Source organism: Bacillus sp. 01N45 (assembly GCF_056399205.1).
Genome location: NZ_JBFTQW010000012.1, coordinates 167,991 through 181,932 on the forward strand (window position 1 = coordinate 167,991; position 13,942 = coordinate 181,932).

Genomic DNA, 13,942 nt, shown 5'->3' on the forward strand with positions numbered 1-13,942 from the left:
CATATTTGCAATTTTTTTTATCTCGATTAAACTTTATATATTAAATAGAAATTACTTCAAGGAGGAATTCCATGTCTTCATTCACACACTTTAATGACCAAGGACGCGCGAAGATGGTTGATATAAGTGACAAAAAAGCAACCGTCCGAACAGCAATTGCGTGCTCTAGCATTGTCGTTACAAAAGAAATTTACGATAAAATCTCTCACAATGAAATTGGGAAAGGTGACGTATTAGCAGTTGCACAAATCGCAGGTATTATGGTTGCGAAACGCACTTCTGATATTATCCCAATGTGCCATCCTTTATTATTAAAAGGTGTTGACGTTTCTTTCGATTGGAAACAATCCGAAGAACAATATCGATTACTTATTGAAGTAAAAGTTAAAACAGAAGGTAGCACCGGTGTTGAAATGGAAGCTTTAACAGCCGCTTCCGCTACAGCTCTTACTGTGTACGATATGTGCAAAGCTGTTGATAAAGGTATGATTATTGGCGAAACTTACTTATTTGAAAAAACAGGTGGAAAAAGTGGAGATTATACGAGAAAGTCTTAATCTTCTTTCCGTTGAACCTAAAGGGCTCCCTTTAGGTTCAACCTATATATCTTGCATATAAGCGTTTTGCTATATTTATGTCATTCGTTCCATGAATGAACGCCCTGCCATCTGTAAATAAAACAAAACGAAATTCCTCCACCGGAAATGATAATAAATACGGAGTAGCTTTTACATCCACACTTCTTTGTAAGCGCTTTTTAATTTCTTCTAAATTAAATTCATTCCGCACACCTGGACGGATTTGTACTGTATTTCGGCCACATAACACTTCTGTTTTCGTTTGTGCTTCAAATGTTAAACTCGGATATGTACGTAATCTTCCGCAAGATAAACATGTGTCTTTTTTCTGCCTATTCACTTTAAATGCCATCTGTTGATTATTCCAAAGATCAAACGATAACATCGTTTCGCGAAGTGCCCCATAGTCTTCTACTAATATTTTCAGCGCTTCCGTTATTTGATGCGCAACTACTAATTGTACTGCCGGCTGTATAATACCAGCCGTATCACATGTTGCCCCGCTCGCTGGATGTTCCATTAAACAGCGGAAACACGGTGTTTTTCCTGGTAAAATTGTATACGTTACTCCGTAGCTTCCGACACAACCACCATATATCCACGGAATATTATACTTTTGTGAAATATCATTAATAAGAAGACGCGTTTCAAAATTATCTGTCGCATCTAATATTAAATCTACATCATTCACTAGCTCTTCCATTTCTTGCACTGTTACATCAGTCACAACCGGATTTATTTTCACCTCAGAATTAATCGCTTGTAAATGCTCTGCTGCTGCTACCGCCTTTGGTTTATATTGCTTTGCATCTTCTTCTGTATATAATTGTTGCCTTTGTAAATTACTCCATTCTACATAATCACGATCCGCAATTGTTATTTTGCCAACACCTGCTCTAACAATTGCTTCTGCATTCGCTGCCCCGAGAGCACCAGCGCCGATAATAAGCACATGCTTCTCTCTAATTTTTCTCTGACCTTCTTCTCCAACACCAGAAAATAATATTTGTCTTGAATATCGCTCCTGCATACGATAGCCCCCCTTTCTTATCCTCCTATATAAGACATTTCAATTTTCGGACGATTCTTTGCACTTTCTTCTGTCCGTTCATCCGAATACCTGTCTTTTCTATTCATCCATACATCTTGTATAACGCTTACTAACTCATCATCCGAAAGATTTCCTCTAAGAAGTTCCCTTACATCCAATCCTTCTGTCGCAAATAAGCAAGTATAAAACTTTCCATCTGCCGAAATTCTTGCTCTCGTACAAGAGGAACAAAATGACTCTGAAACAGAAGTAATAAAACCGACTTCGACATTTGTTCCAACGTAACGATATCGCTTCGCAACTTCACCGAAATAATGCGCTTCGGCTGGCTCAAGTGGATACACACTATGAATCATTTCAATTAATTCTTGCTTTGTAACGACTTGATCAAAGTTCCATCCATTTGTACTACCAACATCCATAAACTCAATAAACCTAAGTGTGATTCCTTGCTCTTTAAAATAAGCAGCCATCGGAAGTACTTGATGGTCATTCATCCCTTTTTTCACAACCATATTTACCTTTACATCAAGCCCGGCCTCTTTTGCAGCCATAATTCCCTTTATAACAGGTTTCGTATTGATATTCCGGCCATTAATGTCCTTAAATACATCGTCATCTATTGCATCCAAACTAACATTTACTCTATGTAATCCAGCTTCTTTTAATGCTTTTGCTTGTTTCGTTAAATGAATTGCATTTGTCGTTAACCCTATATCTACTAACCCTTCAATTTTCACGAGACGAGCAATAAGTTTTGTTAAATCTTTACGCAGTAGTGGTTCGCCACCAGTAAGTCTAATTTTTCGTACACCGATGCTAACAAATAGTTTTGCCAAACGCTCAATTTCATCAAACGTCAGTAAAAACTCATCTTTCAAAAAAGCATAATCTGGCCCAAAAACTTCCGCTGGCATACAATATGTACATCTAAAATTGCAACGATCAATGACAGATATGCGCAAATCTTGAAGTGGGCGTCCAAAAAAATCTGTAACCATCTCCTGCATCGCCACCCTCCCTTTCTGTCAAATTTCTCTCTTTTCATTCTATTATAATATATTTTCGAACTGCGATGTTTTTGCTCAAGTGAATAAAGTGAAACTTTCCTAACCAATTAGACTACCTACAAATAACAGGATAAAAAACCTTGAAGCATAAAAGCTCCAAGGTTTTCTTCCTATTAACTTAGTCTAATAATAGTTAGAGTAGCTCCTGGCGTTGCCGTAGATAATGTAGCTATTGCAACTAATCCAAATAACTGCAGACTAATGGCAGCTCCAGCAGGCAAATTAGCAATGATTGTCGCATTAAATGAACCTGTAGCTATTGCTGGTGAATTTATTGTTCCTGCAAGCGGACTGCCATTTACAGTTATACGAGAACTTACAAGTAAAGAGGCTGTTAAATTTATTGTATAAGCTATATAGTAATTCCCCGCATTCGCAACCGTAAATACGGTATTTCCTCCGCTAACGGTAATTCCTGGTCCAATATTTTGATTGTTCGGTAATGGTACATTTGTACCACCTAATAAAACGGAAATAGCGGTTCCTGATGTATTATTCGCAAATGCATACGTTGCAGTTGTACTAACTCCGGTCACACCCGTTGCTCCAGTGGACCCGGTTGCTCCAGCTCCAGTTGGACCGGTTGGACCTTGGATCCCTTGCGAACCGGTTGGACCTGTGTCCCCTGTTGGGCCTTGTGAACCTGTTGCTCCAGTGGATCCCGTCGGGCCTTGGATTCCTTGTGCTCCTTGAATTCCTTGTGGGCCTGTCGCTCCTGTTGCTCCAGTGGATCCCGTCGGGCCTTGTGGACCTTGAATTCCTTGTGGACCTTGTGAACCAGTAGCTCCCGTATCCCCTGTCGGGCCTTGTGGACCTTGCAACCCTTGCACGCCTTGCGGACCGGTTGGACCTATTTCTCCTTGTACACCTTGAATTCCTGTTGGGCCTTGTGGACCGGTCGGCCCCTGCACTCCTTGGATTCCTTGAATTCCCTGTGGACCTTGTGCTCCTGTTGCTCCTGTCGCACCTTGAATCCCTTGTGGGCCTTGATCTCCTTGTACTCCTTGTGGACCGGTTGGGCCTTGGATTCCTTGCGGGCCTTGGATTCCTTGTGAGCCTTGATCTCCCGTTGCTCCCGTTACTCCTTGTATCCCTTGGGGACCTTGAACACCTTGCAGACCGGTTGGACCTATTTCTCCTTGTACACCTTGAATTCCTTGGGGTCCCTGTAAGCCCGTCACACCAGTTGCTCCTGTTTCTCCTGTCGCTCCTGTCACTCCAGTTGAGCCTGTCGCCCCGGTATCTCCAGTTGCTCCTGTCACACCGGTTGCTCCTGTTGGTCCAGGTGGTCCACCGGATGGACCTGTCACTCCAGTCGGACCTGATGGCCCCGTTGGACCACTTGGTCCTGCTGGTCCTCCAGAAGGACCAGTTACCCCTGTTGGACCGGTTACTCCTGTCGGGCCTGTAGTTCCTTCCCCTGTCGCTCCGGTTACACCCGTATCTCCTGTTACTCCGGTTGGACCTTGGCCCCCTTGAATTCCCTGTGGCCCCTGCACTCCTTGCGCACCCGTTGGACCTTGAATTCCTTGAATACCTTGCACGCCCTGTGTTCCCATTGGACCTGTTGGGCCTATTTCCCCTTGAGTACCTTGCACTCCTTGCGGGCCCTCTGGACCTGTTGCTCCTATATTCCCTTGTACACCTTGAATTCCAGTTGCTCCTTGTGCTCCTATTGCTCCTGTTACACCTTGTGGTCCTATAGCCCCCTGTATACCTTGTGGACCTTCTGGACCTGTTGCTCCTATTGGCCCTTGGATTCCCTGTATACCTTGCGGACCCTCTGGACCTGTTGCTCCAGCTGGTCCTGGCACCCCTTGTATTCCTTGCGGACCTTGAAGTCCTTCTGGGCCTTCTGGTCCTGTTGGTCCGATCTCACCCATCGGGCCTTGAATCCCTTGAACTCCTTGTGGTCCCGTTTCTCCTGTTGGACCCGGTACTCCTTGTATACCTTGTGGACCTTGATCTCCTGTTGCCCCTGTTACACCTTGAGGCCCTATAGCTCCCTGTATACCTTGTGGACCTTGATCTCCTGTTGCTCCTGTTATCCCTTGAATTCCCTGAACTCCTTGTATTCCTTGTTCACCAGTTACGCCCGTCGGACCCGGAATACCTTGAATACCTTGCGGACCTTCTGGACCTGTTGGTCCAATTGGCCCTTGAACCCCTTGTATTCCTTGCAATCCCTGTGCTCCTGTTTCTCCTGTACTTCCAGTCGGTCCTGTATTTCCCGTTACTCCAGTTACACCTGTACTTCCTGTTACCCCTGTATTTCCAGTTGCTCCCGTCGCACCTGTACTTCCACTCGGTCCACCTCCTGGACCTGTCGCACCAGTTGCCCCCGTCGGACCTGGTGGTCCTCCAGATGGACCCGTTATCCCTGTTGGACCTGTTATTCCAGTTGGGCCTGTAACCCCTTGACCAGTTGTTCCTGTTGTCCCCGCACTTCCACTCGGTCCTTGTAGTCCTTGTATCCCTTGCGCTCCTTGTATTCCTTGTGGACCTGTTGCACCTGGTACCCCTTGCACACCTTGAATTCCTTGAGGTCCCTCAGGTCCAGTCGCTCCAATCGAACCTTGTAACCCTTGTATCCCCTGTATACCTTGTGCCCCAGTCGCTCCTGTTGGACCAATCGGACCTTGTAACCCTTGCACTCCTTCTGGTCCTGTCGCTCCTGTAGCTCCCTGTGCTCCCCTCAATCCTTGCGGCCCCTGCTGTCCTTCTGGTCCTGTTGCCCCTATTGGTCCAACTGGTCCTTGTATCCCTTGCACACCTTGAGGTCCTGTCGGGCCCATCTCCCCCATCGGACCTTGTAATCCTCTTGGTCCTTGAGGGCCAGTCGGACCTTTGGGACCAGTTGGACCAGTAATCCCAATGCCAGTAAATCCCGTTGGAACGGGTGGAAAGGTAGGACCAATAAGATTTGGTGAAATTCTGAAATTAGAGTTTAATGAATGTTTTTTATCGCGCTCTCTCACACTTTCACCACCTGCACACCATCTTTTTTACATTAAACAAACCTCTTCTTCTTAATATGTATTTACAAAAACAAACTCAAAGACTATTTTTATTTGAAATAATAAAAACTCCCTTAAATCCTTAAGGGAGTCCAGCAATTGAATCCATATTATCTGTATTAGGGACAGCTTGTGCTATACTCGATGCATTTACACTTTGCCCCATATTTGTTCCTGTTACAGTACCCGCAGGAGTGCCTCTTGTATATGTTGTCGTCACCGAATCACCCGGCTGTAAACAAAGCTTCGTCTCCGTCCCTATTACTGTAACAACGTCGATCCAAGTGCACCCCATTGAGCCACTATACGATTTCGTAGCAGTAAATGACGTATCACTCAAATTATCACCAGTAAATATATTCCCAGTGTTATTCACAATAACAAACTCTTTTATATGAGCAGGCATAATTACACTCTACCTTTCCTCTATGAACCTAATGTACGTGTACTCGTTGCTAATGGTGGAAGAAATACTGATGTTCGAATCACCGCTTCTGGCTGCCTTTTCCCATTTAAAAAAATAGCCGCACTCGATCCTCCAGCACCTGCATATATTTTTGCTACAGCTAAAGGTGAGATATCATAACAGTCACCGACATTAACAGCCCCTGTATTATTAATAATTTTTACTTTCCGCAAGTTAATCCCCATTTACCTATCCCCCTTTTGTACACTGTATGCAAAAGAAAAAAACTTGAAACAAACACGTTTCAAGTTTTTTTAGCTACTTATTTCGTTTCACCTTCATATTGAAGCATACCGCCAACCATGTTCATTGTTTTAAATCCTTGCTCATTTAAATAATGGCATACATTTTCACTGCGCATTCCCGAGCGACAAATAAAGATATATTCATTCTCTTTATCAAAGAAATCTACTTTATTTGGGATATCACCCATTTTAATATGTACAGCTTCTGGAATTTTCCCTGCCGCTACTTCTTCATCTTCCCTTACGTCTACTAAAAATAACGTTTCCCCATTTTCTAAACGCTCTTGCACTTCTTCTGTAGTAATTGTTTTAACTTCTGTCATATGTCGTTCCTCCTTATATACAATAAAACCTTTATTCTCTTCCTTAAACAAGCATATCTAGTCAATTTTAGCATGCGAAAGAAAGAACGCAAAGAATGGAAATTTTATTTCTCAATTTTCTCGCAAAACTTATTCTTTACAAACATAACTCGTGCATTGTATCCTCAATATACTTGTTTTATGAAAGGAGCCAATGAAAATGACACTTTTTCTTTTCATTACGGGCATCATTTTCTTAATCGCCGCAATTATTGCACTTAGTATGAAGAATAATAAAAAGATAAAATCACCACAAGAAATGTCATTCTTATTTCTATTGCTTAGTATCGCATTCTTCGGTATAGCAATTGCCACATATATTTTCCGTCTACAAATCATGTAAAAAAAGGTGCCTACTACATACATCGCACCTTTTTCACACCATTTATTTTCTACACCAAACTAGATACTTTCCGATTTAAAAATTCATAAACTTTCTTTTCAAATAAATGAATATCAAATGCTCCTGCCATATGCCCATTTATACTTTCTATCTCATACACTTCCGCATACTTCCCTTGTTTTTGCAAAATGTCTACCATTTTATAATTATAACGTGACGGCTGAAGCAAATCTTGTTTGCACGGAATCATAAGTACATTTGCTTCTATGTTAGAAAGCGCCTCTTCTAAAGACGAAAATCCATGCGCAATATCATGTAATAAAACTGCTTTCGCAGTGTATATCCATGAATTTGCATCTACTAACTCTATACTTCTATATGTCACTTTATTTATTTCTTTCTCAAATGATGTTAATGCAGCAAATGTTTCATAAGGTTCTTTCTCTACACTATTACGAGGGAATGTCGTTTCATAAAAATGCTCATCAAATGCGTTCATAAACATCATTCTATTTGCTAAATGAAGTCCCTTCATTGGCTGCTCTTCTCCATATTTTCCGCCCTTCCAACTTGGATCCAGTTGAATAGCCTCAATTGCATTTTGCGCTACATTTACCGACGTAATAATTGGATTTTGCGGGTTCGTAATAACACCAATCATCCGCTCTACCATATGAGGATAATGAACAGCCCATTGCTGCGCAATCATCCCACCAGCTGACGGTCCCATTACAGCATGTAACCTTGAGATTCCCATATCTTTTATTAACTCATATTGCACACGAGCTACATCAAGAAATGTAAAAACCGGAAAATCCATCGCATATTCATCTCCAGTTTTCGGATGAATCGATTTCGGTCCCGTTGTAAACACATAAGGGTTCTTAACCTGCACATTACAAAGATTATCAGTACATATAACAAAATATTTATTTGTATCAACTGCTTTTCCCGGTCCAATTAAACCATCCCACCAACCAGACTCCTCATCATGCGCTGTATATTTCCCTGCCGCGTGACTCGTTGCACTAAAATAATGGCATACCAAAATCGCATTTGACCTTTCTCTATTTAAAGTACCATACGTCTCATACCCCATTTGAACAGGAATTCCCCTACCATTTTCAAACGTAAACTCTCTTAAAACAAACTTTTCCTTTTTTACAAATTGCACAGACTCGCCCTCTTCCCGACATAGTATGAACTGCTGCTTACTAAAGGATTTTTTCTATGCAAACTAATCTCCTCCTTCTTTTCATAAATAAATGAATAATATACAAAATTAGCCACAAAATAGCATTATATTACACAATCAAAGAGGGCATACATATGATTTGGAATTGGCTACGTAAGAAAAAAAAATCAAATACGACAGAGAAAAACGAAACAGATAACTCGGAGCAACAGCTTAACAACCAAGAGAATGATAACAAAGAACAGACTAGAAGTATGAAACATAATAAAGATAGCAATAGCGAGCAAAAAAAAGAGGAACACAAAGAGCCTTCTCAGGATCAGCAGCAACAACATTCTAAACAAAACGACTCAGATCAGAATCAACAACATTCTAATCAAGACAACTCGGATCAGAATCAACAACAAAACTCTAAACAAAACGACTCGAATCAGAATCAACAACATTCTAATCAAGACAACTCGAATCAGAATCAACAACGAAATTCTAATCAAAACGACTCGAATCAGAATCAACAACAAAACTCTAAACAAAACGACTCGAATCAGAATCAACAACAAAACTCTAAACAAAACGACTCGAATCAGAATCAACAACATTCTAATCAAGACAACTCGAATCAGAATCAACAACAACATTCTAATCAAGACAACTCGAATCAGAATCAACAACAAAACTCTAAACAAAACGACTCGAATCAGAATCAGCAACAACATTCTAAACAAGGGAACTCGGATCAAGATCAGCAGCAAAACTCTGGAAATAATAGTATTTATGATTTTACGAAACCAGAAAAAGACCGGATTCACTCTCTACAAGATTTAATAGAGAAACTCAAAAAATCTAGCGATTTTGTTAATTATCACACATCTGACGATGAAACGATGCCTTATTGGATTTCTTACTACCGCCCTTCGCTTGATGGAGAGAAATTACAAAAGTATTTAATGCCTACTCTTTTAGAACGACCTAACGCTTCACTAGAAGAGCTAAAAGAACATATTCCAATGAGCGGTATTACAATTACGAACGATTTACAAAAAATTGAGGATATGGTGTTAAAGGGACATGCAATTATTCAATTGAATCAGCAAGACCAAAAGTGTATGCTTGCAAACATTGCAATTGATACGTATCGGGCACCAAGCCCTCCTTTAAACGAATCGACTGTTATCGGTCCTCAAGAAGGTTTCGTAGAGGATATTGATACAAATATTAATTTAGTTCGAAAACGTCTTCCTGTTTTAGATTTACAAACAAAAGAAATGATTGTCGGCGAGTTTTCCAAAACAAAAGTTGTCATGATGTATTTAGACAACCTCGCTGAAAAAGAAAATGTAGATTTTCTCGAGGAGTCATTACGTGCTCTTGAATATGATCAAATTAATGATAGTGCTTATATACAAGAACTAATGGGTGAAAAGTCGATTTTCCCTCTCTATATCAATACAGAACGTACTGATAGAGTTACAAAAGCACTCATTGATGGGAAAATTGCTATTTTTGTGGATGGTTCTCCAAGTGTTCTACTTACGCCAGTATCCTATTTCGATTTTTTCATTTCACCAGAAGACTATAACGTTTCTTGGCTATACGCTACATTTTCAAGGATTTTAAGATTAATTGCCGTTCTATTTTCAATTTGTGCTACACCGTTATATGTTGCAGTTTTAAATTATCATTATGAACTTATTCCAAGTGATTTACTTGAAACCTTGATTTTATCAAGGGCACAAGTACCGTTCCCACCTTTAATTGAAGCACTATTTTTAGAACTTGCAATCGACTTATTGAGAGAAGCTGGCGCGAGGTTACCGATGAAAGTTGGTCAAACACTCGGGATTGTAGGCGGTATCGTAATCGGGCAAGCATCTGTACAAGCTGGTTTAACGAGTAATATTTTATTAATTATCGTTGCCTTATCAGCACTTGCTTCCTTTATTACACCTATTTATAAAATGGGTAATGCAGTTCGATTACTACGCTTTCCATTTCTTATGTTTGCAGAAATAGGCGGATTGTTCGGGATTTCTCTTGGATTTATCTTCTTATTTACGCATCTATTCAGACTTACTTCCTTACGTAAGCCGTACGCTTTGTTTTATCCGACAAGACAACAGTCGGTTAAGGACTCTTGGATTCGTTTTCCTTTAACGATGATTGATACAAGGGATGTACAAGCGAGGCCACAACATGTAAAAAAATCAGCAAAAGGAATTTCAACAAAACATAGATCAGACTTTGATGATTAAAGAACGAGGTGCATCGATGAGTAAAGTTCAAGAAAAATATCAAATATCTCCTGTCTTTGTCTTCTTCTTAATTCACGGTGCACAGTTTGGAGCTGGCGTTCTCGGCTTCGCTCGAATTACTGCCAAGGCCGCTGGATACGATGGCTGGATGGGCGTTCTAATCACAGGAATCTGTATCCAGATTCTTATATGGATGATGTATTTTTTATTAAAAGAAACAAACGGTAATTTAATCGACTTACATCGGCAAACATTTGGAAAGTGGATAGGGAATGTCTTTAATATCATCTTTGCAGCCTATTTTTTAATCGTCAGTATTTCGGTTATTCGAACGTATGTTGAAATTATTCAAGTATGGATGTTCCCAACTGCTTCCACGTGGATGTTAACACTCTTTTTGTGCTTAGTTAGCTATTACATTATTTCTTCTGGATTTCGTGTAATTACCGGTATTTGCGTCATCTCTGTTGGTGGTACATTAGGATATTTATTTCTAAGCTTATTCGTTTTGAAATATTCACATTGGGATAATTTACTACCTATATTCACACATTCTTTTTCAGACATTTTAAAATCCGCTCAACTGTCAATCTACAGTATGACCGGTTTTGAGATTTACCTCATGGTGTATCCATTTGTGAAAAAGCCTATGCAATCTCATAAATACGCCCAGCTTGGAGCACTATTTTCAAACCTTCTATATTTATTTAGTACCCTTTTAGCCTTTTCGTTTTTTAGTGAAAAACAATTATTAAAAACGATATGGGCCCAACTTTCTATGACCCAAGTCATTCAATTACCATTCATAGAAAGGCTAGAATATATTGCAATTTCAGCTTATGCCCTCGTTATTATTACAAGTTTTATTCTACCTTTGTGGGCGGCAATGAGAGCAACTCACGAAATATTCCGTGTAAAACAAAGAGGTGTTTTAATCGCTTTTATCATTATCACCCTCATTGTTTCACAACTTTTAACAAACAGACACGATATTAATAATTTTATTAGTAATGCATCAAAGGGGAGCTTTTGGCTCATTTATGTATACATCCCAATCCTATTTATCATTGTGTGGGTGAAAAGAAAATGGAAAAAATCAAAAATAAATTAATACTTATCTCTTGTATAACACTCTTCAGTCTAACTGGATGTTTACAAAAAAATATTATCGATGACGTACACCTTATCCAAGGAACTGTCTTTGATGTAGCAAAAGATAATAAAATAAAGGTAACATTTGTTTGTCCTATTCAGCAAAAAGGGAACAAAGTTCAAGTTTTTGAAGGAACAGCAAATGCTGTAAAACAAGTAAAAGCAGATACATCTTTAGAGTCTTCTCAACCATTTGCTAGCGGGCAAATGCGAGTTGCTCTATTTACCACCCGAATTGCTAAGAAAGGAATGGTTGCTTCCTTTGATACATTAATTCGCGATGTAAACATTGGGAATGCTTTATATGTTGCTTTACTTGAAGGTAACGGTACTGAACTTTTAAAAGGAAAGTACACGACTTCATCCAACGTTGCAATTTATATAAAAAAAATGCTAGAACATAATATGGAAACCGGTCCTTTACCAACAGATAATCTACATGTAGGAGCATTCCGTTATTATCAAGAAGGGCAAGACTACTATATTCCAATTCTAAAGAAACATGGTGATAAAATAAAAATCACCGGAATCGGTCTTTTTAAAAAGGATAAATATGTTGGTAAAATTGTGGAAAAAGATATGTTTGTATTCAAAGGACTTTTAGAGAAACATAAGTTGGATTCACATGAATTTAAAGCAAATCCTGGGTACGTAATGATTAATAATATTCGTTCTGTTCCAACATACGATATAAAAATAAAAAATGGAAAGCCTTCCTTTTCCATTCATGTTAAATTTGAGGCTCGTATTCAAGAAGTATCAAAACAAATTAACTTAGAGAATGCTAAGAACACAAAAAAGATTGAGAAGGCCGTCCAAAAACAATTGGATATACAAGGTAACAAGTTAATTAAGCAATTCAAATCTTTAGGTGTCGATCCTCTCGGGCTAGGAGCTAAGTATAAGCAACATTATCGCCCATTCAAATTAGAAGAGTGGAAACAAATGTACAAAGATGTTCCAGTTACTATAAAATACACCGTAAATATTACAAATTCTGGTGTAATTGAATGAGAAATGATTGAACTCCTCTCTCCAGCATGATACAACGGAAAGAGGAGTTTTTATTTTAGATAGAGAGAGAAGATATTTACGGGGGAGCTTATGTCTAAAAAATTAGTAAAGCCTATTTTAAATGGTATTTTATTTCTCGGCGTCTTTTTATTTGCTCATACATACTTAAAAAATGTTTCCTTCACACGTTATTTACTTGTCGTTATACCAATGTTGCTCGTTGGTATGTTTGGCATCGATCTTCTTTTATCCATTTTAATAAAAGAAGAAAAATAACGAGCAAGGCCGTCCCAAAAGTATTCCGGGATGGCTTTCTTTTATTAATAGGTTATGTTTTGTCGTTTAGTCGATATAATCTTTCCCTATCTTAACTAAAAGATGAAACTTTTGAACAGTCCTTTTTCATTTCATAATCACCTTATGTTACAATGAGATTCGGCACAAAGCGAGAAAGGATGAAACAACATGACAAACGAAAAAGGTTTAGATAAAGGATACGAACTTGTTGCAAAAATGCATGAAGAGTTCGGACACCCTGTGACAAATACTCCAACGAAATTAACAGAAGAACGTGCAAAAATTCGTGCTAGCTTTATGCAAGAAGAGCTAGAAGAATTTCTAGAAGCAACGACTGTTGAAGATCAATATGATGCACTAATTGACCTTATTTACTTTGCATTCGGAACGTTTGCCGAAATGGGCGTACGTCCTGATAAAGGATTCGAAATTGTAAATAACGCAAACATGGCAAAACTATTCCCTGATGGAAAACCTCGATTCCGTGAAGGGGACGGCAAAATTCTAAAACCAGAAGGCTGGCAAGCACCAGAACCACAACTTCGTGCTGAAATCGAACGCCAGCGCCAAGAAGCTGAAAAAAACTGCTAGGATTTCCTAGCAGTTTTTTATTATGTCTTTTTTTCTGCAATTCATTAATGACCCACGTGTCCAGCGTGCCCTGCTGCTCCACCAATGCTAGCCGCTCCTGCTGCTGCTCCTGCTCCAATTCCACCTGTCCAAGGAGAAGATTGTTGCTGTTGATATTGTTGGTATTGTTGGTGCTGTTGGTGCTGTTGGTGCTGTTGGTGCTGTTGGTGCTGTTGGTGCTGTTGGTGCTGTTGGTGCTGTTGGTGCTGTTGGTGCTGTTGGTGCTGTTGGTGCTGTTGGTGCTGTTGGTGCTGTTGGTGCTGTTGACCT

14 protein-coding genes and 1 pseudogene are annotated in these 13,942 nt (G+C 39.7%); 7 read left to right on the top strand and 8 right to left on the bottom strand.

The genetic code is table 11. The features are described 5' to 3' along the window. Positions 1–71: 71 nt before the first annotated feature. Positions 72–557 (top strand): cyclic pyranopterin monophosphate synthase MoaC, encoded by a 486-nt coding sequence (gene moaC / locus AC1DMU_RS23985; protein WP_088064602.1) that lies wholly within the window; start codon positions 72–74, stop codon positions 555–557. Positions 558–594: 37 nt separating this feature from the next. On the opposite strand, the gene AC1DMU_RS23990 is transcribed toward moaC, so the two are convergent. The 6 genes from AC1DMU_RS23990 to AC1DMU_RS24015 all read right to left on the bottom strand — a co-directional run bounded on the left by AC1DMU_RS23990 (position 595) and on the right by AC1DMU_RS24015 (position 6,750). Continuing rightward, positions 595–1,608, bottom strand: coding sequence for a molybdopterin-synthase adenylyltransferase MoeB (locus AC1DMU_RS23990; protein WP_048540776.1), 1,014 nt, complete (start codon positions 1,606–1,608; stop codon positions 595–597). 17 nt (positions 1,609–1,625) lie between these two features. Continuing rightward, positions 1,626–2,639 (bottom strand): GTP 3',8-cyclase MoaA, encoded by a 1,014-nt coding sequence (gene moaA, locus AC1DMU_RS23995; RefSeq protein WP_088064603.1) that lies wholly within the window; start codon positions 2,637–2,639, stop codon positions 1,626–1,628. Between the two features lie 173 nt (positions 2,640–2,812). Next, entirely contained in the window at positions 2,813–5,677 is a 2,865-nt protein-coding gene (locus AC1DMU_RS24000; protein WP_476941583.1) for a BclA-related collagen-like exosporium protein, read from the bottom strand. A 121-nt stretch (positions 5,678–5,798) separates the two neighbouring features. Next, entirely contained in the window at positions 5,799–6,122 is a 324-nt protein-coding gene (locus AC1DMU_RS24005; protein ID WP_001110863.1) for a hypothetical protein, read from the bottom strand. Between the two features lie 20 nt (positions 6,123–6,142). Continuing rightward, a complete protein-coding gene (locus AC1DMU_RS24010; RefSeq protein ID WP_000512461.1) occupies positions 6,143–6,367 on the bottom strand; it encodes a spore germination protein in 225 nt (74 codons plus the stop codon). 77 nt (positions 6,368–6,444) lie between these two features. Next, a complete protein-coding gene (locus AC1DMU_RS24015; RefSeq protein ID WP_000141210.1) occupies positions 6,445–6,750 on the bottom strand; it encodes a rhodanese-like domain-containing protein in 306 nt (101 codons plus the stop codon). Between the two features lie 199 nt (positions 6,751–6,949). Between AC1DMU_RS24015 and AC1DMU_RS24020 the strand changes: the two genes are divergently transcribed. Then, a complete protein-coding gene (locus AC1DMU_RS24020) occupies positions 6,950–7,132 on the top strand; it encodes a hypothetical protein (RefSeq protein WP_000171896.1) in 183 nt (60 codons plus the stop codon). A 49-nt stretch (positions 7,133–7,181) separates the two neighbouring features. Here AC1DMU_RS24020 and AC1DMU_RS24025 read toward each other — a convergent pair whose 3' ends face one another. After that, the gene (locus AC1DMU_RS24025) at positions 7,182–8,306 is read right to left on the bottom strand and encodes a homoserine O-acetyltransferase family protein (RefSeq protein WP_087984855.1); all 1,125 of its coding nucleotides are present in this window, start codon (positions 8,304–8,306) and stop codon (positions 7,182–7,184) included. A gap of 155 nt (positions 8,307–8,461) precedes the next feature. On the opposite strand from AC1DMU_RS24025, the gene AC1DMU_RS24030 reads away from it, so the two are divergent. From AC1DMU_RS24030 to AC1DMU_RS24050, 5 genes are all read left to right on the top strand, one after another. Further along, positions 8,462–10,579: a spore germination protein gene (locus AC1DMU_RS24030; RefSeq protein ID WP_215558965.1), complete on the top strand. Its 2,118-nt coding sequence runs from the start codon at positions 8,462–8,464 to the stop codon at positions 10,577–10,579. 16 nt (positions 10,580–10,595) lie between these two features. Then, positions 10,596–11,690 carry a spore germination protein gene (locus tag AC1DMU_RS24035; RefSeq protein ID WP_088064691.1) on the top strand — a complete coding sequence of 365 codons (1,095 nt, stop codon included), beginning with the start codon at positions 10,596–10,598 and terminating at the stop codon, positions 11,688–11,690. Continuing rightward, on the top strand, positions 11,666–12,745 hold the full coding sequence (locus AC1DMU_RS24040) for a Ger(x)C family spore germination protein (protein WP_088064613.1): 1,080 nt from the start codon (positions 11,666–11,668) through the stop codon (positions 12,743–12,745). The genes AC1DMU_RS24035 and AC1DMU_RS24040 overlap by 25 nt, the downstream gene beginning before the upstream one ends. 90 nt (positions 12,746–12,835) lie before the next feature. Next, positions 12,836–13,021, top strand: coding sequence for a hypothetical protein (locus AC1DMU_RS24045; RefSeq protein WP_001982745.1), 186 nt, complete (start codon positions 12,836–12,838; stop codon positions 13,019–13,021). Between the two features lie 189 nt (positions 13,022–13,210). Beyond that, positions 13,211–13,633: a pyrophosphohydrolase domain-containing protein gene (locus tag AC1DMU_RS24050; protein WP_000180547.1), complete on the top strand. Its 423-nt coding sequence runs from the start codon at positions 13,211–13,213 to the stop codon at positions 13,631–13,633. Positions 13,634–13,677: 44 nt separating this feature from the next. Here the strand turns inward: AC1DMU_RS24050 and AC1DMU_RS24055 are convergent. Continuing rightward, positions 13,678–13,942: pseudogene (locus tag AC1DMU_RS24055) on the bottom strand (hypothetical protein); the annotation flags it as partial.

What these genes read in the sequence shown, in the direction of transcription:
- AC1DMU_RS23990 (WP_048540776.1), bottom strand. Translation starts at nt 1,608, where the DNA reads ATGCAGGAGCGATATTCAAGACAAATATTATTTTCTGGTGTTGGAGAA.
- AC1DMU_RS24020 (WP_000171896.1), top strand. Translation starts at nt 6,950, where the DNA reads ATGACACTTTTTCTTTTCATTACGGGCATCATTTTCTTAATCGCCGCA.
- AC1DMU_RS24040 (WP_088064613.1), top strand. Translation starts at nt 11,666, where the DNA reads ATGGAAAAAATCAAAAATAAATTAATACTTATCTCTTGTATAACACTC.
- AC1DMU_RS24005 (WP_001110863.1), bottom strand. Translation starts at nt 6,122, where the DNA reads ATGCCTGCTCATATAAAAGAGTTTGTTATTGTGAATAACACTGGGAAT.
- AC1DMU_RS24035 (WP_088064691.1), top strand. Translation starts at nt 10,596, where the DNA reads ATGAGTAAAGTTCAAGAAAAATATCAAATATCTCCTGTCTTTGTCTTC.
- moaA (WP_088064603.1), bottom strand. Translation starts at nt 2,639, where the DNA reads ATGCAGGAGATGGTTACAGATTTTTTTGGACGCCCACTTCAAGATTTG.
- moaC (WP_088064602.1), top strand. Translation starts at nt 72, where the DNA reads ATGTCTTCATTCACACACTTTAATGACCAAGGACGCGCGAAGATGGTT.
- AC1DMU_RS24015 (WP_000141210.1), bottom strand. Translation starts at nt 6,750, where the DNA reads ATGACAGAAGTTAAAACAATTACTACAGAAGAAGTGCAAGAGCGTTTA.
- AC1DMU_RS24050 (WP_000180547.1), top strand. Translation starts at nt 13,211, where the DNA reads ATGACAAACGAAAAAGGTTTAGATAAAGGATACGAACTTGTTGCAAAA.
- AC1DMU_RS24030 (WP_215558965.1), top strand. Translation starts at nt 8,462, where the DNA reads ATGATTTGGAATTGGCTACGTAAGAAAAAAAAATCAAATACGACAGAG.
- AC1DMU_RS24010 (WP_000512461.1), bottom strand. Translation starts at nt 6,367, where the DNA reads ATGGGGATTAACTTGCGGAAAGTAAAAATTATTAATAATACAGGGGCT.
- AC1DMU_RS24045 (WP_001982745.1), top strand. Translation starts at nt 12,836, where the DNA reads ATGTCTAAAAAATTAGTAAAGCCTATTTTAAATGGTATTTTATTTCTC.